Here is a 19,672-nt window from a genome sequence, read left to right on the forward strand (position 1 = left end):
TACTATGACACTTTTTCTATTATTTATATGTAGAAAGATTAGGAGAATCTATGGCAGACGTAAAAGAAACATTACTTACAGCCGAAGGTTTGAAAAAACTTGAGGATGATTTAGCATATTATAAATCTGTGCGCCGTATTGAGGTGTCACAACGTATTAAAACAGCTATTGAATACGGCGATATCAGCGAAAACTCTGAATATGATGATGCTAAAAATGAACAGGCTTTCATTGAAGGTTATATTTCTGAGTTAGAAAATAAAATTAATACAGCAAAAATCATTGATGAATCCATTAAGGGTGATGTAGTATCCGTAGGTAGCAAGGTTACCGTATTAGATACAATGTACAATGATGAATTGGAATATGTTATTGTTGGTTCTTCCGAAGCAGATCCTTTCAACAATCGTATTTCCAACGAATCACCTGTAGGTAAAGCTATTTTGGGTAAACGTAAGGGCGATGAAGTAGAGGTATCCACACCAGATGGTCCTGTTACTTTCAAAGTGTTAGCAATTCAATAATTTTTCATTTTAACAAAAGAGGCGATAACATGAGTGAAGAAATTAAAAACTTACAAGAAGAATTAAATGATCAAATGCAAATTCGCCGCGACAAATTGGCTGAATATGAAGCTGATGGGATTTATCCATTTGGTCAACGATTTGTCGTTAAAGATCATGCAAAAGATATTAAAAATGACTTCTTGAACTACGAAGACCAACCTGTAGTCATTGCTGGCCGTTTGATGACGATGCGTTCACATGGTAAAACAGCATTTGCCAATATTCGCGATTTATCTGGCGATATCCAAGTATATTTCCGTAAAGATGTATTGGGCGAAGACAATTACAAATATGTAAAAATGCTTGATATTGGTGATATTGTTGGTATCGAAGGTCATGTATTTAAAACTCATAGTGGTGAAGTTACAATCAAAGTTGATAAATTAACATTATTGTCCAAAGCATTGCGTCCATTACCTGAAAAATGGCATGGCTTAAAGGATACTGAACTTCGCTACCGTCAACGTTATGTAGATTTAATCGTAAACCCAGAAGTGCGCGATACATTCATTAAACGTTCTAAAATCGTTGCGAAGATTCGCGAATACATGATGAACGATGGTTTTATGGAAGTGGAAACACCTATGATGCATCCAATTCCAGGCGGTGCAGCTGCGCGTCCATTCATTACTCATCACAATGCGCTTGATATCGATATCTACATGCGTATTGCTCCTGAATTATATCTAAAACGCTTAATCGTTGGCGGTATGGAACGCGTATTCGAAATGAACCGTTGTTTCCGTAATGAAGGTATCGATAATCGTCATAACCCAGAATTCACAACTATCGAATCTTACCAAGCATATGGCGATGTAGAAGATGCAATTCGTTTAACAGAAAATCTTGTATCCTACTGTGCTCAAGAAGTACTCGGTACACAAGAAATTACATACCAAGGCACTGAAATCAACTTAACTCCACCTTGGAATCGTATCACAATGGCAGAAGGTGTTAAAAAATACACTGGTGAAGACTTTGATGCAGTAACTACTGTAGAAGAAGCGCGTGCTATTGCTGATCGTTTGAATGTAGAATACACAGAAAATGATGGTATTGGTAAAATCTTGAATGCTTGCTTCGAAGATTATGTAGAAGAAAACTTGATTCAACCAACTATCGTATATGGCCATCCAAAAGAAATTTCTCCACTTGCCAAAGCAAGTCGTGAAAACCCATTGGCTACAGAACGTTTTGAAGCGTTCATCTATGGTCGCGAATTGGCAAATGGCTTCTCCGAATTAAATGACCCAATTGACCAAAAGCAACGTTTCTTGGATCAATTGAAAGAACGTGAAGCTGGCGATGATGAAGCGCATCGTATGGATGAAGACTTCGTCAATGCTCTTGAATACGGTTTGCCACCAACAGCAGGTTTGGGCGTTGGTATTGACCGTCTTGTTATGTTCTTGACAGACTCTGCATCTATTCGCGATGTATTGTTGTTCCCATTAATGAAACCTGAAACATCTCAAGTACAAGAAGAAGAAATAACTGAATAATTTTAAACAAAAGGCTGTAACAGGATGCGGTAAAACCGTGTTTTAGTTACAGCCTTTTTGTGTGTCAGTAAGTAGATATACATGGATTGTTGTGTACAATACACCTTGCTTATTAATAATTGTTATCAACATATGAAAAAGTTTATACGACTATATTCTATAATTTAATGTAATATTCATCTTGCATAAAACTCATAACAAGTAGAACTATATGTATAATACGTATAATTACACGCTATTAATTAAATTGCATAAATGTTAGAATATACATAAAGATAAAGAATACACCTAACTAAATGAGATAGCTATCAATTACTAAAGGGGTATACATCTTATATTTATGTACATAAGTTCCATTAATTTTAATTACAACTCTTACTTTAGGAGGAACGTATTATGAAACACATGAAGGTTGCATTTTCTCATAAGGCACAATATTACTTTGGACCTTTAGACGGCCATGAAAGTGTAGATTTAAGTCAAACCGATTTTACTGATATAGGAGCAATCGTTATTAGTGAAAGTGATACAGCTATCTTAGATAATGAAACTGTAAAATCTTTTGGCATCCCTGTATTCTTAGTTGTTTTTGATAATTCTGTTGATATCGATCAATTCATGGGGAAAGTGGAACGTGTAATTGATGGTTCTAGTACAAACTTCGACTTATATAAACGTCAAATCGAAGCTGCTGCTGACAAATATGAAGAATCTATGTTGCCTCCATTCTTTAGAGCGTTGGCTGATTATGTAGAAGAAGGTAACTCTCAATTTGACTGTCCAGGTCACCAAGGTGGTCAATTCTATTGTAAACATCCAGCTGGTCGCGCATTCTATGACTTCTACGGTGAAAACGTATTCCGCTCTGACCTTTGTAATGCGGACGTTGCGTTAGGCGACCTTTTAATCCATGAAGGTCCAGCATGTGCGGCTCAACAACATGCGGCGCAAGTATATAATGCAGATAAAACATATTTCGTATTAAATGGTACATCTTCATCTAATAAGGTTGTATTGAATGCCCTATTAACACCTGGCGATATCATTCTATATGATCGTAACAACCATAAATCCATTTGCCATGGTGCTCTTGTAATGGCTGGTGCAACTCCTGTATACCTTGAAACAGCGCGTAATCCATTCGGTTCTATCGGTGGTATTTTGGAACACTGCTTCGACGAAAAATACATTCGTGAATTGATTGCTGAAAAAGATCCTGAAAAAGCAAAAGCAGAGCGTCCTATCCGCTTAGCAGTTATCCAATTAGGTACATACGATGGTACTATCTATAATGCGCGTCAAGTTGTTGATAAGATTGGTCACCTTTGTGATTACATCTTCTTCGACTCCGCATGGGTTGGTTACGAACAATTTATCCCTATGATGAAAGACTGCAGTCCATTGCTCTTGGAATTAGGCCCTAATGACCCAGGTGTATTGGTAACACAATCTGTTCATAAACAACAAGCTGGTTTCTCTCAAACATCTCAAATCCACAAAAAAGATAAACACGTTAAAGGTCAAGACCGTTATGTAAACCATAAACGTCTTAACAATGCATTTATGATGCATGCGTCTACATCTCCATTCTATCCATTATTTGCAGCACTTGACGTAAATGCTAAGATGCATGAAGGCGAAGCTGGTAAAAAACTTTGGATTGACTGTGTAGAAACAGTTATCGATGCTCGTAAATCTGTATTGAAACATTGTAAATACCTTCGTCCATTAGTACCTCCTGTTGTACATGGTAAAAAATGGGAAGATGGGGATACTAAAGAAATGGCTCAAGATGTGGACTACTTCGCATTTGAACCAAATGCTAAATGGCACTCCTTCAAAGGTTATGGTAAAGGCCAATACTTTATCGATCCTTGCAAGTTCCAATTGATTACACCTGGTATCAACGTAGAAACTGGTGAATACGAAGACTTCGGTATTCATGCCAATATTCTTGCAAACTACTTACGTGAAAATGGTATCATTCCTGAAAAATGTGACTTGAATACTATTTTATTCTTGATGACACCAGCAGAATCCAAAACTAAGATGGACGATTTAGTGGCACAATTGATTCGCTTTGAAGAATTAATTGAAGCTGATGCTCCTATGCAAGATGTTTTACCATCGATTTACTATGCTAATATCGACAAATATAAAGGCTATCATATCCGTCAATTATGCCAAGAAATGCATGATTTCTACAAGGATAGACAAGTTAGTACATTGCAAGAACGCTTATTCTTACATGACTACCTTCCAGAATATGTAATGAATCCTCAAGAAGCGAACTTTGAATTCCAACGTGGTAAAGGCGAACTTGTACCATTAGATGAAGCTGAAGGCCGCATTGCTCTTGAAGGCGCTCTCCCATATCCTCCTGGAGTATTGTGTGTACAACCTGGTGAACGCTGGTCCAAAACAGCTTGTGATTACTTCTTAGCATTGCAAGAAGGCATCAACAAGTTACCTGGCTTTGCTCCTGAAATCCAAGGCGTATACATTACACCACAACCAGATGGAACTAAAAAAGCTTATGGCTATGTATTGAAAAAAGAATTTGAAAAATAACACTATTGTGTGCCGTCAGAGTTTCTCTGACGGCGCCACAATCAATAAAAAGGTGGTAAAACTATGAGTACAGGCAAAAATAAAATGTCCGTATTGCAGCTGACAATTTTAACAGCTGTAAATATGATGGGCTCCGGTATTATCATGTTGCCAACAAAGTTGGCGCAGGTAGGTGCTCTTTCAATCGTTTCTTGGTTGATCACAGCTGTTGGCTCCATGTGTTTGGCATACGCATTTGCTAAATGTGGTATGTATGGACGCAAGGGTGGCGGTATGGGTGGTTATGCTGAATATTCCTTCGGTAAAGCGGGGAACTTTATGGCAAACTATACCTATGGTGTATCTCTTTTGATTGCGAATATTGCAATCGCTATTTCTGCTGTAGGTTATGCAGCGACATTTGCTGATGCAACATTAACACCATTAATGACTGGTATTTATACAATTTTCACATTATGGCTTGCAACAGTATTGAACTTTGGTGGTGCTAGTATTACAGGTCGTGTATCTAGCTTTACTGTATGGGGCGTTATTGCACCAGTACTTGTAATTAGTACTGTAGGTTGGGCTTATTTCTCCGCAGATATGTATGTGGCAAACTGGAATGTAAACAACATGCCATTTGGTGAAGCTGCTACAAACTCCATCGCTATGACATTGTGGGCTTTCCTTGGCCTAGAATCCGCATGTGCTAACGCTGATGCTGTAGATAATCCAGAAAAGAATGTACCAAAAGCCGTTCTTGGTGGTACATTAGGCGCTGCTGCGATTTATATCGTTTCCACTAACATGATGTTTGGTATCGTACCAGCTAGCGAACTTGTTAATAGTAATGCACCATTTGGTTTAGCATTTGCGTCCATGTTCAATGGTACAGTTGGTAAGATTGTAATGGGCCTTATGGTTATGTCTTGCTTCGGTTCCTTGCTTGGTTGGCAGTTCACGATTGCGAACGTATTTAAAGGCGCCGCTGACGAAGGTTACTTCCCTAAATTGTTCAGTAAAATTACATCTAAAGATGCTCCAGTAGTTGGTATGGTAACAATTACTATCTTGCAATCTTTTATGAGTTTAATGACAATTAGTCCTTCCTTAAGTGAACAATTCGAAACATTGGTTAACTTGGCCGTTGTAACGAATATTATTCCTTATCTATTATCCATGGGTGCCGTTATCGTATTGATGAAAGCTGCAAAACGTGTTGGTAGTGAGCTTAAAGGTACGACATTCATCGCCTTTATCGGTTCCTTATATAGCTTATATGCATTGTATGCATCTGGTTTTGAAGCTATGACATACGGTTCTATTGTAACCTTTGCAGGTTGGACATTATACGGTTTCGTATCCGATCGTTTTGATTTAGAACATAATATTGGTAAATAGTACCATTAAGCTATTGTTATAAGAACTTTGGCGATACTATCTCCTTTGAATAGTCCTCTGCTATTAGAAGTATAGAATTCTAATAGTGGGGGGCTATTTTGTGTGATTTTAAAAATACTCAATATTAGGGTATAATAAAATAATATAGGTATAAAAGGGGGTAATTATGGATATATTAGCTGCAAGACGTTCCATAGAACAACGATTACTAAAGCAATCCGTTGCATTAATGTCGTTGGTGGCCGTTAGTGGTACTATTATGGGTGTAATTACTGGTTCTAGTGCCGTATTATTAGATGGTATATTTTCATTCATCGATGTAATCATTAAGATTATGATGCTTATGACGGCCAAATTGGTAGCGCGCGAAACAAGTAAACGGTTCCAGTTTGGATATTGGCAATTTGAGCCGCTTGTGCTCGTTGTAGAAGGATTTTTTATCCTATTGATTGTATTATACGCATTGATTAGTGGTATAGGGGATTTACTAAATGGTGGTCGCCATGTTGATTTCGGTATAGCTATTTACTATGCTATTTTCTTTACTATAGCCGATACAGCATATTATTTTTATGTACATCGCATTAATAAAAGTTTACAATCGAATCTAATCAAGTTTGATAATGTGAGCTGGTCTGTTGACGCGTGGCTTGAGGCAGCCATCCTCATCAGCTTTATAGCTGCTATCTTGTTAGAGGATACATCATATAGTTATTGGGCGGTATATATTGACCCTATCGTTTTGATTGTACTAGCATTGCAAATGACACCATCTGTTATTAAGATTATTGTACCTTCTACAAAACAAATCTTGGGATGGGCGCCTTCATCTTTGCATGATGAGGTACAAGAAATCATGGATCGTTTTATGGAAAAATATTCATTTAAGGATTATGTGACGAGTGTACAGGCTTATGGTAACTCGCGCATCATAGAGATTGATATTCTAGTGCCAAAGAAGTTTCCTTATCAAACAATAGCAGAACTTGATCGTATTCGAAATGAAATAGATGAAGAAATCGGCGGTAATCCCACAGAGAAATGGGTCACTATCTCCTTCACTGCCACACGTAAATGGATGGCTAAGGATTATCTTCTCGATGAAGAAGATGATGAATAATGCTATATTTTATGGTATACTTAAATGTATTAAAATACTAAATTGTACGACATAATAGAAGAGGCTGATACTATGTTAGATTTGAAATTTGTCCGAGAAAATCTCGAATTAGTAAAACAAAATTTGGATAATCGTCATACAAAGGGTGATCTTGATACCTTTGTTGCTGCGTATGATGAACGAAAACAATTGATTCAAAAGGTTGAAGAATTAAAGGCATTACGTAATTCTGTAACAGAAGAAATCAGCCAATTAAAACGCAATAAAGAAAATGCAGATGATAAAATTGCAGAAATGAAACGCGTTGGCGATGAAATTTCTGAATTAGATGGTCGCATTCGCGAAGTAGAAGAATCTTTGCGCAATGCTGCATTGATGTTGCCAAATATGTGTGATGCATCTGTTCCTGTTGGTGCTGATGAAGACGAAAATGTAGAACAACGCAAATGGGGTGAACCACGTCAATTTGATTTTGAACCAAAAGCGCATTGGGATATCGGCGAAGAATTAGATATTCTTGATTTTAACCGTGCTGTAAAAATGTCCGGTGCTCGCTTTACCGTATATAAAGGCTTAGGTGCTCGTTTAGAACGTGCTCTTATTAACTTCATGGTTGATCTTCATGTTGATAAGCAAGGCTATACAGAAATGATGACACCATATATGGTAACTCGTGAAACGTTGACAGGTACAGGCCAATTGCCTAAATTTGCTGAAGATATGTACCACGTTGAGAATACAGAATACTTTTTGATTCCTACTGCTGAGGTTACATTAACCAATTATCACAGCGGTGAAATCTTGAGTGAAGATGAATTGCCTAAATATTACACTGCATTTACTGCCTGTTTCCGTGCTGAAGCAGGTTCAGCTGGCCGTGATACACGTGGCTTGATTCGTCAACATCAATTTAATAAGGTAGAAATGGTAAAACTTTCAAAACCAGAAGATTCTTGGAATGAATTAGAAAAATTGACAGATAACGCAGAAGAAGTATTACGTCTATTAGAATTGCCATTCCGTGTTATTACATTGTGTACTGGTGATATCGGCTTTGGTTCTGCTAAAACGTATGATGTAGAAGTATGGATGCCTGCACAAAATAAATATAGAGAAATTTCTTCTTGCTCTAATATGACGGACTTCCAAGCTCGTCGTGCAAATATTAAATTCCGTCGTGGTCCTAAAGGCAAACCTGAATTCGTTCATACATTGAATGGTTCTGGCCTTGCAGTAGGTCGTACCGTAGCGGCAATTTTGGAAAATAATCAACAACCAGATGGTTCCGTTGTGATTCCTAAGGTGTTGGTTCCATACATGGGTGGCGTAGAAAAAATTACGCCTGCCAAATAAGGAGGTCCCATGAAATTCTTTATAGATACAGCCGAATTTAGTGAAATTAAAGATGCTTACTCTTATGGCTTTATCGACGGGGTAACGACAAACCCATCCCTAATTGTGAAAGCTAAACGCGATTTAAAACAAGTAATTAAAGAAATCGCGGATCTTGTAGATGGCCCTGTGAGTGCAGAGGTCATTGCTAGTGATGCACCGGGTATGATTGAAGAAGCGCATGAGCTTGTAAAACTAGGCTCTAACGTGGTTGTTAAAATCCCGATGACTCCAGAAGGCTTAAAAGCCGTTGCAGTGCTTTCAAAAGAAGGTATTAAGACAAATGTAACATTGATTTTCTCTGCTAATCAAGCATTATTAGCGGCTCGCGCTGGTGCTACATTTGTGAGTCCTTTTGTTGGACGTATTGACGATATTAGCATGGATGGATTGACCTTAATTCAAGACATTGCGGATATCTTCGCTATTCACGGTATTAATACTGAAATTATCGCTGCTAGCGTACGTACACCATTGCATATTTTACAATGTGCGAAAGCTGGTGCCCATATTGCAACAGTGCCATATAAAGTGTTGTTACAAGCTATGAAACATCCATTGACCGATGCAGGTTTAGAAAAATTCATGGCTGATTGGAAACAAGCTAATCAATAAGTAATATAAACATCTTTTTAAGGAGGCCCTAAAATGGATCGTACTTTATCTTTAGAATTTGCTCGTGTAGTCGAAGCAGCTGCACTTCGTAGTGGTCGTTTGTTAGGTCGTGGTCAAAAAGACGAAGCCGATGGTTTAGCTGTTGATGCAATGCGTCAAGCCTTTGACTCTGTCCGTATTTCCGGTACCGTTGTTATCGGTGAAGGTGAAATCGACGAAGCTCCAATGTTATATATTGGTGAACATGTTGGTGCTGGCGGTCCAGAAGTAGATATTGCAGTAGATCCGATTGAAGGCACAAATTTGATTGCCAAAGGCCAAAACGGTGCTATTGCTGTTATGGCGATTGCTGAAAAGGGTGGCTTGTTACATGCACCAGACATGTACATGGAAAAGATTTGTGTAGGTCCTCGTGGTGCTGGCGCTATTGATATTACAAAATCTTTGACAGAAAATATTCAAAACGTAGCTGCAAAGATGGGCCGTAAGGTTGATGAAATCAACTTGGTAATGCTAGATCGTGAACGTCATTATGGTTTAATGAAGGAAGCTCGTGATTTAGGAGCTCGTATTATGCTTATTTCTGATGGTGATGTTAACCCTGCAATGGAATGTTGTATCGAAGGTTCTGGCGTACATATGGTTGTCGGTACTGGTGGTGCACCAGAAGGCGTATTAGCCGCAGCAGCACTTAAATGTGCAGGTGGCGATATGCAAGCCCGTTTGAAACCAGGAAATGAAGAAGAAATTCGTCGTTGTCATGAAATGGGTGTCAAAGATGTTAACCAAGTATTGACACTTGATGATTTAGTGCGTACTGACGATGTAATCTTTGCTGCTACAGCGATTACACGTGGTAACTTATTGAATCCTATTCAATACTTTCCAGGCGGTGCTCGTACGCATACTATTGTAATGCGCTCTAAAACAGGCACTGTACGATTCCTAGATACTATTCATAGAGATGAAAAATTAACAACATTGAAAGCTCGTTAATTTCTTTGCTTTCAGTAAATAGTCTGTGTAGACCCCTAAGATTAGATTGATAATCTTAGGGGTTTTACTTGATGAGAAAGCCTAAAAAATAGTATAATAATCGTTAGTATATAACAGTGTGACGAATATGGTTATACATGAACATAACCATTTTGATATAAGAAATGTAGGAGGAATTCTTTTGGAAAAGCTCGTTATTAAAGGCGGTAATCAGCTGAATGGTCGCGTGCGCGTTAGTAGTGCGAAAAATGCGGTGTTGCCTATTATTGCAGCTACTTTATTAGCATCAACACCGAGTAAATTATTGGAAATTCCAAATTTAGAGGATGTTGGTACCATCTCCCAAGTTATTGAGTCTTTGGGCGTTAAGATTACACGAAACGAAGCTGATGATGAAATTATCTTCGATGCATCCATGTTGACGGCTACCGAAGCTCCTTATGAATTGGTACGCAAAATGAGAGCATCCTTCCTTGTGATGGGTCCATTATTGGCTCGCAAAGGGGAAGCTAAGATTTCTATGCCTGGTGGTTGTGCTATTGGTGCGCGCCCTATCGATTTACATTTAAAAGCGTTTGAAGCGTTGGGTGCAAAAATTGAAATCACAGAAGATTATGTATATGCACATGCTCCAGAGGGCTTACAAGGCACTCAAATTTACTTGGATTTCCCAAGTGTAGGGGCCACTGAAAATGTAATCATGGCTGCTTCTATGGCTAAGGGTAAAACAGTTATTGAAAATGCTGCAGAAGAACCAGAAATCGTTGATTTAGCTACATTCTTGAATGCGATGGGGGCCAATATTCGCGGTGCAGGTACGAATGTGATTCGTATTGAAGGCGTAGAATCTCTGCATGGTGCTATCCATACCGTTATTCCAGATCGTATTGAAGCTGGTACATATTTAATTGCTGCGGCTATGGCTGGCGGTGATGTATTCGTAGAAAATGCATTACCTGAACATTTGAAACCAGTAGTGGCTAAATTGAAAGAAGCAGGCGTTACCGTAGAAGAAGATATTGACGGTATTCGTGTTATTAGCACTGGCAAAGGCTTAAAAGCTGTAGATATTAAAACATTACCATATCCTGGATTCCCTACAGATATGCAAGCTCAATTCATGGCGTTTACTACTATTGCGGAAGGCACAAGTACAGTAACGGAAACTGTATTTGAAAATCGTTTTATGCATGTTGCTGAATTGCGTAAGATGGGGGCTCATATAGATATAGATAATCGACAAGCTATCGTAGAAGGGATGCAATCCTTACATGGCGCTGTTGTGAATGCAACTGATTTACGTGCTGGGGCGGCTTTAGTTTGTGCAGGCTTAGCTGCGGAAGGTACAACAGAAATAGGTCGTTTACATCATATCGATCGCGGTTATGATGATTTAGTGGGTAAATTGAAAAGGTTAGGTGCCGATATTGTTCGGGTTGACGAATAAGAACAAAAGGCCAAAACAGAATACAAAGAAACGAAGCCGGCGTAAACAAGTGCCGGCTTTGCGTCGCAGTCAAGATAATGATGCAAAAGCTAAAAAAGAGTCGGTTGTAGAGCGCACTTCACGAGCTGCTATGGTCAAGGTAACGGAATTACGCCGTAAAGAGCGCCGTCAAAAACGGACGAAACCGATTGCAAAGACCACTCCAGCTATGACATTGAAGCGTATTGTGTCCCATCAGAATGTAGGTGAGACAGTATTTAAATTTGGTCGTTCTCTTACATTTGATTTAGGTATCGATTTAGGTACAGCCAATGTTTTAATCTATGTCAAGGGCAAAGGACTTGTGCTAGATGAACCTGCTTGTGTAGCGAAAGATACTCGGACTGGCGATGTATTAGCAGTAGGTGAAAGCGCACGTCGCATGATTGGGCGAACTCCAACGGGAATTGAAGTTATACGACCTGTGCAGGCAGGCGTTATTGCTGATTATGACATGACGGAATTTATGCTCAAGTATTTTATTCGTTCTGTTGTTCCTGCATCTCGTCTCATGAAAACACGTATCGTTGTTTGCGTTCCATCGGGGATTACTCCCGTTGAAAAACGTGCTATTCTTGAAGCATTACTACGAACTGGGGCTAAGAAGACGGTTCTTATTGAAGAGCCTTTAGCAGCGGCTATGGGCACAAATTTAAATGAAGCGGATAAGGTTGGTGCTATGGTCGTAGATATAGGCGGTGGCACTACGGATATTGCCGTCCTTTGTGATACAGGTGTCGTAGTGAGTGAATCGTTGCGTATTGGCGGAGATTCTTTTAATGAGGCTATTATTCAATATGTACGGCGCAAGAAAAAGCTTGTCATTGGTCCTCTAACGGCGGAAGAAATAAAGATATCTGCAGGCACTGTAGACCGGCGTTCTGAAGAGCGAGAGGTAGAAATTCGGGGGCGTGATGTTATTAGCGGTTTGCCTAAGATAGTTACATTACATTCGCTAGAAATACAGCGTGCATTAGAGTCTCAAGTTATGAGTATTCTTGAGGCAATCAAGTCTATATTGGAAAAAACGCCACCTGAATTGGTGGCTGCTATAGGCGATCATGGTATTATTCTCACCGGTGGTGGGGCGTTGATTAGTGGACTTGACCGTGTTATTTCTCGATCTGTTGGCATAGCTGCTTATTTAGTCGAATTACCAAGGTATGCGGTAATTAAAGGGGTAGCAAAAACATTAGATGAAATGTCATCATTGCGAGATACATTAGAAGACTTACAATAGAATTAGAAAAGCTGAGGTGGGAAACCGTCTCAGCTTTTTGTATTATTGCGAGAAATAGTGTATACTACAAGTGAATAGATTGTATAAAATTAATAATAAAGTATAATCTAATTTGAGTTGTTATATCTAGTTCTGATTTATAACAGAATACGTTAACATACAGAATTTATAAACTCTATATATTGTAAAGGAGTTCGATGATGATACGCCTTAAAACAGCCGCTATAATAGCATCTATTATGGTAACAACTACTGTTACTGCTTGTGCCGGTGATTTGACAGCCGTGCGAGTATCCGATTATGATGGTGCAAGCCGTATTGTTTTTGATATGACTGAATTACCTTTATCCTGGACTAAGTCATATAACGCAAACCAAAATACGGTTACCTTGAACTTAGCCAATACAACTAATAAAATTTCCAATGCCGCAGAACGTACAACACATAAGATCGGTGTGTTGAAAGGTATGTCCTTTCAACCTACTAATGATGGTTTACAAGTGAGACTATCTGCCAATCAATCGATTAATTACCATGCTTTCACCCTATCAAATCCCAATCGTGTGGTTGTTGATTTATTTTCAGATTACAGTCAGAAGACAACGAAAAGTGTAGGTGCATCGATTCAGACTGCTAACATAAAAACAGCAGTTAACGAGGGATTAATTCGCGCTTATGCGATGACAGTTAACAATGATGCACCAATGGTGGTAGCAAGTGTGCCCGGTGGAAAGCCTTTGTCCTCGATTTCACAGCAACACATTGCTGCTGTCGGTTTATCCGTTCCGGGAAAGAGCTTCGATAAACCGTATTCGGTTAGTGCATCTGGTGAGGTAGATTTAAATCGCATTCAATCCGTTGGCGTTCTTCGCTATACGCCAAGTAGAGGGTATTTCATAGAAGAGAAGAAACCATTGTTGCAGGCTAAGACACCTAAATCTACGTTGGTGATTACCACTGTAAATGGTCCACGTAGAAATAATGCTCTTACGCTATATACATCTAGTTTTGGTGAAAGTACAAATACAAATGAATTCGGTTATGAAGTGACAGTAAGTAATGGGAAGGTTCTTAAGGTGGGAAATGGCAATTCCGCATTAGGGAACAATCAATTTGTATTGTCTGCTCATGGTGAGGCCATAGCTTCATTAAAATCTTTAAAAGTGGGCACGCCTGTTGTATTGCAACCACGTCCGGAACTTGCGAAGGTAGAGACTGCTGGCGGCGCTATGGTTGAAGGGGGCACACTGGTTTTACATAATGGTACTTATGTGGGCCCTAAAGATTCTACGAATCGTAGTCGAAGTTTCATCGGCACGACAAAGGATGAAAAGCTAGTTGTAGCCACTGTAGATAAACATAATGCTTCATCTGTAGGTGTTACACTAGAAGAAGGGGCTAACCTATTGACCTCTTTAGGGGCTATCAATGGATTTGAATTATCTAATCAAGGTAGTGTTGATGTAGAGGTTGATGGCCATTATACTCACAAAGGTAATCAAACGCCTAGTGCTTATGAAAAAATACTTATAATCAAGTAATGAGTTGCATACAATTTTGTTTGAAAAAAAGCTAGAGATTTAGTATAATGTCTTTATGTATTCTATTGTAAAAGGAGGGATCGTTATGAAAAAGACACTTTTAGCCTTAGCTGCTTTAACAGCATTAGGTATTACTTCTGTAATGGCGGCCCCTGTATCATACCAAAGTGTATTAACAGGTAAAGTTGCTTCTACTGTTGCTGTTGGCACTTCTGTTACAGAAGGTCAAACATTGGTGACTGTAGAAACATTGGCAGGCCCTATGGCGGCAGCTAAATCCACGGTGAATGGCACTGTGACTGCAGTTGATGTTACAGTAGGTTCGGATATTTCTCGTGATCAAGTCGTTGTCACTGTAGAAAGCAAATAAAGGAGATAGGAATGAAGTTTTCTCATTCTTGGCGTCGGTATAGAAAAACGATACTGGCGCTTTTCTTCTGTAGTGCTCTATCATCGGCACAGGCAGTTGATTTTATGCCTGTTCAAGATGTACAGACTGGTATGGAAGGTATAGCAAAAACAGTAATAGTAGGGGATACGATATCGAATTTTAATGTTAAGGTATTGGGCGTTATGAAGGATAAAGGCCCATCTGGACATTTAATTCTTGCAAAGTTTTCTGGTCCTGTTATGGAACAGACCGGTGGCATTGCGCATGGTATGAGTGGTAGTCCTGTATATATTAATGGGAAACTTGTAGGTGCCGTAGCATATGGTTGGGGCTTTGCTGATGGCACGATTGGCATGATAACGCCTATCGAAGATATGGTGAAATTATGGAATATACCGTATGAAAAGAATTTGACAAATACTTGGTCAGACAAACAATTAATTCCAATGAAAACTCCTTTGATGGCCTATGGATTTGATAGTACATCTATGGAGTATTTTAAATCAAAATTACCACAATATAATTACGAAACCTATGATACAGCTAGTTCTAGTAGTGATGATATTGCTAAGCCGTTAGAGGCTGGTGGCTCTGTAGCAGCATTATTGGTTGATGGCGATTTAAAACTCGGTGCTATTGGGACCGTTACCTATGTTGATGGCAAACAAATGGTGGCCTTCGGACATCCGTTCTTGAAACATGGTTCTGCTAATTATTTTATGCATAATGCCAATATTTTTACGGTTGTTAAAAGTTATGAATCCGCCTTTAAACTAGGTTCTATGGGACGAGAAATCGGTACTGTTACAGAGGATCGTGGCGCAGGCATTGCTGGTGTTTCTGGTACTATTTCTAGTGGGATTCCAGTTCGTTTTCATTTAAAAGATATCGATATGGGCCGTGACAAGCAGTCTAATGTAAAGGTTATTGAAGATAAGGATATGACACCTACATTGGCGGCTACAGCACTGTATAATATGCTAAATAAGACACTAGACCGTAGTGGTGCCGGTACTGCTAAAATTACCTATACCATTACACCACGTAATGGTGAACAAAAATCATTAACGCGAACCAATATGTTTTATAGCTCTGAATCTATTAGTGAAAAAACGGTTGATGAATTTTACAATGTTATCGATGTATTGATGAACAATCGCTTTATTAACTATGAAATTGCGGATATCAATGTGGAAACAGAGGTAACACAAGATAAGAAAACGGCAAAACTTGTAGATGCAGCTGCATCATCGACCGTTGTATCTCCTGGTGATACGATTGTAGTTGACGTTACATTGGAACCATATCGTGGGGAAAAAGTTAATAAAGAGGTATTCTTCACAGTACCTAAAGACCAACCTTTAGGTAAATATACCTTAGAGGTTCGTGGTGGTGGCGAAATCCCATTGCCTTATGTATTGGAAAAACAAAAATATAATTTGACTGATGAAGTTCTACGTCGTTTAAAAGTTTACAAAGACTTTAACGATTTGTTTGATGAATTACAAAAGACTGATACGAATAATCAAATTGTTGTAGAAATCTTAGAAGATGGCGTTAGTCTTGTAAATGAAGAGGCTTCTACAAGTTCTGTGAAAAAGGCAAAACTTCAAGGTGTAGAAGATAAACCTAGTCCTGGAGATCTTAAAAAGAAAAAAGGTAGTGAAGACCTTAGCGATGGCAAAGATGATGAAAAGAAAAATGAAAAAACTGCTATCGACACAGAGTATATTGTTCAAGGGGACGGTCAATTTACAATCCAAGTTATGAGTGTTAAAGACCGTGACAAAGCATTAGCTAAACGTGCTAAAGAAGCTAAAGAACAGGTTAAGATGGAACATAAATTGGAATTAGAAGATCAAGGTAATAAAAAAGATTCCAAAGCATCTCAAAATAAAAAAGACAAGTCTGTTAATAAACCATCTAAGGAAAAACCATCCAAGGATAAACCAGCAGGTGATGCACCTTCGAATGAGAAACCATCTAATGATAAACCTTCAAATGATCAAGTAGAGTAAAATTCGAAATATAAGCAAATAGTAAGGGGGACTGTTGTGAATTGGCTTGAGGCGATAGGCCGCAATGTAATGGCCGGCTTATCGAATGTGGGTACTGCCATGCTACTTCTATGGCAGACCATAAAACAATTAAAAATGCTCAATGCATGGCATGTGCTACAACAGATGGCTCATCTTGGCGTAGACTCACTACCGATTATTAGTCTGACACTATTATTTGCAGGTGGTGTAATGACATTACAAATAACAGATGTGTTAATTACCTATGGTGCACAAGGTACGGTAGGCGGACTCATGGCCGTTGCGATGGGCCGTGAATTAGGACCTATTCTTGTAGGCGTTGTATTAGCAGGCCGTGTAGGGGCTGCCATTACGGCCGAAATTGGTACGATGAAGGTTACAGAGCAAATCGATGCATTACGCGTTATGGCTGTAAATCCAATCGGTTATCTCGTTGTACCTCGCGTTGTAGCCTGCATGATTATGGTACCAATCCTCGCATTTTATGGCGTTGTCATTGGTATTGCAGGTGGTTATTTTGTAGCTACTGCCATTAAGGGGTTAGCACCAGCCACCTATTTAGATTCGATACAAATGTTTTCAACCATTTCTGATTTTACATTAGGGTTAATTAAATCTAGTGTTTTTGGTGCTGTCATCGCTCTTGTAGGGTGCTATAAGGGAATGCATACCAAGATGGGGGCCGAAGCTGTTGGTTTCTCCACTACTAGTTCTGTAGTAACAAGTATTATCTTAGTATTTGTATTAAATTATTTTTTATCGACTCTACTCTTTTAATCGATTATCTCGAACGAGGGCTTTATGATTGAATTACGTGATGTGGTTGTAGCCTATGACACGCGTGTAATATTAGATTCTGTTAATATGACCATTAAAGATGGGGAGACGCTTGTTATTTTGGGTGGTAGTGGTAGTGGTAAAAGTACGCTATTACGCTTGATTATAGGTTTACAACGCCCCACATCAGGCCAAATTATTGTTGATGGTGTAGATATTACTACATTATCTGAAGAAGAATTTAATAAGGTACGTCAAAAGATGGGCATGGTATTTCAATACTCCGCATTATTTGACTCTATGTCAGTGGGGGAGAATGTCGCCTTTGGACTAAGGGAACATACCAATCTAAGTGATGAAAAAATTCAACATATTGTTGATGAGCGACTCGGTTGGGTTGGGTTAAGCGGATATGAGTCTTACATGCCTAATGAGTTATCTGGGGGGATGAAGAAAAGGGTTAGTCTTGCTCGGGCTATCGCTCTTGACCCGACGCTCATCTTATACGATGAACCTTCGTCTGGTCTAGACCCTATTACATCGGGAACGATTAGCATGCTCATCCGGGGGATGCAAGAACGGTTGGGCTGTACATCTATCGTAGTAACTCATGATATGCAATCTGCTTTTTATGTGGCTGACAGAATTGCATTACTTGATAAGGGAAAATTTATAGAAGTATCTAAAACAGAGGATTTTAAAAACTCACCTAATCCTAAAGTACAACAATTTATTCATGGTGAGGCGGAGGCTATCGATATCGGAACAAGGAGAGACAGATAATGAAGTGGACGACGGAAGCTAAAGTAGGGGCTTTCACAATTGTAGGTGTTGTGTTGTTCGTGCTGGGCATCATATTTGTGGGGCGTATAGACGTATTTGCAAAACCTCAGATGACGATTACCGGTGATTTTGCTCAAGTTAATGGGTTAAAAAATGGTAATCAGGTTAAATTTTCTGGTGTCGCAATTGGTACGGTTTCTGATATTGAAATTACACCATCTGGTGTTTTGGTGAAGATGAAAGTCGATGATAAAACTCAAATACCAAGCGATTCAACATTTTCCTTAGGATCTGATGGATTCTTAGGGGATAAATTTATTCAAATTTCACCTGGTAAATCAACCGTATATTTACATGATGGTGATTCCGTTAAAGGTGAAGGGGTCGATGCGATGGATAAAGCCATGCAAAGTGCTCAAAAATTAATGGCTGGTACAGAACAAATGTTGCAATCCATTAATAATATTATTGGCGACCCTAAAACACAAGACGCATTAAAACATTCGTTGCAATCTACGGCTGTCATGGCTGACAATGCGGTAGCGGTTACACAAAATATGGCAGATGTGACGGCTCAGCTAAATCAAGCGGCTCAACAATTTAATGCCGATGGTAATGCTGGTAATGACATGCGTGCTATCTTGACGAATATTAAACAAACTACGGATCGTGTTGATCACATGGCGCGTTCCATGGAAGGAACAGTAACGGATCCAAAAGCACAAGAAAATATTAAAGCAACATTGCATAATACGGAGCAAATTTCTGCTCGTGTCAATAAATTGTTAGGTGGCAAACCATATGCATCTGAAACTGTTAATGGTTCCTCGGAGGCTAATGGTTCTGAAAAAAAGTCATCTATTAAAGTAGAACCTTCTGTGGATTTACTTTATAATACAAATCAAGAAGAGGTCCGTATCAATGGTCGTGCTCGCGTTTACACAGATAAAGGCATGGGTGAATTTGGACTTTCTAATATTGGTGATGATACCGATTTTGATTTGAATGGCGGTAAATTTATCGCAAATAAATGGTTAGTACGCGGTGGTATTTTTGAAAGCAAGCTCGGATTTGGCATTGACTATAATCCACGTGGGTCTTTTGGTGTTTCTGCAGCTATGTATGATTTGAATCATCCTAAATATCGACTACGTTCTGATATACGCTTACATAATAATACGTACGGTGTTGTGCAAATGACACGCCCATTTGGCTCTTCAAATGGAGGCACCTACTTTGGTATTAAACAAGTCTTTTAAAACACATATCG

Annotated in this window: 16 protein-coding genes; all 16 read left to right on the forward strand. The window is 39.0% G+C overall.

Annotated features, from left to right (window positions below; translation table 11 throughout):
* The first annotated feature begins 50 nt into the window (after positions 1 to 50).
* On the forward strand, positions 51 to 524 hold the full coding sequence (greA, locus tag HMPREF1477_RS08975; RefSeq protein ID WP_016476590.1) for a transcription elongation factor GreA: 474 nt from the start codon (positions 51 to 53) through the stop codon (positions 522 to 524).
* Between the two features lie 29 nt (positions 525 to 553).
* Complete coding sequence (gene lysS, locus HMPREF1477_RS08980; RefSeq protein WP_016476591.1) at positions 554 to 2,068, forward strand: lysine--tRNA ligase; 1,515 nt, start codon at positions 554 to 556, stop codon at positions 2,066 to 2,068.
* 396 nt (positions 2,069 to 2,464) lie between these two features.
* Entirely contained in the window at positions 2,465 to 4,639 is a 2,175-nt protein-coding gene (gene speF / locus HMPREF1477_RS08985; RefSeq protein WP_009661457.1) for an ornithine decarboxylase SpeF, read from the forward strand.
* 63 nt (positions 4,640 to 4,702) lie between these two features.
* Positions 4,703 to 6,022, forward strand: coding sequence for a putrescine-ornithine antiporter (gene potE, locus HMPREF1477_RS08990; protein ID WP_016476592.1), 1,320 nt, complete (start codon positions 4,703 to 4,705; stop codon positions 6,020 to 6,022).
* A gap of 166 nt (positions 6,023 to 6,188) precedes the next feature.
* On the forward strand, positions 6,189 to 7,142 hold the full coding sequence (locus HMPREF1477_RS08995) for a cation diffusion facilitator family transporter (RefSeq protein WP_005379813.1): 954 nt from the start codon (positions 6,189 to 6,191) through the stop codon (positions 7,140 to 7,142).
* A 72-nt stretch (positions 7,143 to 7,214) separates the two neighbouring features.
* The gene (gene serS, locus HMPREF1477_RS09000) at positions 7,215 to 8,495 is read left to right on the forward strand and encodes a serine--tRNA ligase (RefSeq protein ID WP_005379799.1); all 1,281 of its coding nucleotides are present in this window, start codon (positions 7,215 to 7,217) and stop codon (positions 8,493 to 8,495) included.
* A gap of 9 nt (positions 8,496 to 8,504) precedes the next feature.
* On the forward strand, positions 8,505 to 9,149 hold the full coding sequence (fsa, locus tag HMPREF1477_RS09005; RefSeq protein WP_005383090.1) for a fructose-6-phosphate aldolase: 645 nt from the start codon (positions 8,505 to 8,507) through the stop codon (positions 9,147 to 9,149).
* A 33-nt stretch (positions 9,150 to 9,182) separates the two neighbouring features.
* On the forward strand, positions 9,183 to 10,145 hold the full coding sequence (glpX, locus tag HMPREF1477_RS09010) for a class II fructose-bisphosphatase (RefSeq protein ID WP_005376616.1): 963 nt from the start codon (positions 9,183 to 9,185) through the stop codon (positions 10,143 to 10,145).
* Between the two features lie 181 nt (positions 10,146 to 10,326).
* Positions 10,327 to 11,592 (forward strand): UDP-N-acetylglucosamine 1-carboxyvinyltransferase, encoded by a 1,266-nt coding sequence (murA, locus tag HMPREF1477_RS09015; RefSeq protein WP_009661423.1) that lies wholly within the window; start codon positions 10,327 to 10,329, stop codon positions 11,590 to 11,592.
* A gap of 49 nt (positions 11,593 to 11,641) precedes the next feature.
* Complete coding sequence (locus tag HMPREF1477_RS09020; RefSeq protein WP_038148246.1) at positions 11,642 to 12,871, forward strand: rod shape-determining protein; 1,230 nt, start codon at positions 11,642 to 11,644, stop codon at positions 12,869 to 12,871.
* 200 nt (positions 12,872 to 13,071) lie between these two features.
* On the forward strand, positions 13,072 to 14,412 hold the full coding sequence (locus HMPREF1477_RS09025; RefSeq protein WP_016476594.1) for a phosphodiester glycosidase family protein: 1,341 nt from the start codon (positions 13,072 to 13,074) through the stop codon (positions 14,410 to 14,412).
* Positions 14,413 to 14,497: 85 nt separating this feature from the next.
* Positions 14,498 to 14,782: a biotin/lipoyl-containing protein gene (locus tag HMPREF1477_RS09030; protein ID WP_009661435.1), complete on the forward strand. Its 285-nt coding sequence runs from the start codon at positions 14,498 to 14,500 to the stop codon at positions 14,780 to 14,782.
* A gap of 11 nt (positions 14,783 to 14,793) precedes the next feature.
* Entirely contained in the window at positions 14,794 to 16,821 is a 2,028-nt protein-coding gene (locus HMPREF1477_RS09035) for a SpoIVB peptidase S55 domain-containing protein (RefSeq protein WP_016476595.1), read from the forward strand.
* Positions 16,822 to 16,857: 36 nt separating this feature from the next.
* Entirely contained in the window at positions 16,858 to 17,619 is a 762-nt protein-coding gene (locus HMPREF1477_RS09040; protein ID WP_009661489.1) for an ABC transporter permease, read from the forward strand.
* A 24-nt stretch (positions 17,620 to 17,643) separates the two neighbouring features.
* Positions 17,644 to 18,402, forward strand: coding sequence for an ABC transporter ATP-binding protein (locus HMPREF1477_RS09045; protein ID WP_016476596.1), 759 nt, complete (start codon positions 17,644 to 17,646; stop codon positions 18,400 to 18,402).
* Positions 18,402 to 19,661, forward strand: coding sequence for an MlaD family protein (locus tag HMPREF1477_RS09050; RefSeq protein WP_005383079.1), 1,260 nt, complete (start codon positions 18,402 to 18,404; stop codon positions 19,659 to 19,661). The genes HMPREF1477_RS09045 and HMPREF1477_RS09050 overlap by 1 nt, the downstream gene beginning before the upstream one ends.
* Positions 19,662 to 19,672 lie beyond the last annotated feature (11 nt).

Origin of the sequence: Veillonella sp. HPA0037, from assembly GCF_000411535.1 — a bacterium.
Taxonomy (GTDB): Bacteria; Bacillota; Negativicutes; order Veillonellales; family Veillonellaceae; genus Veillonella; species Veillonella atypica.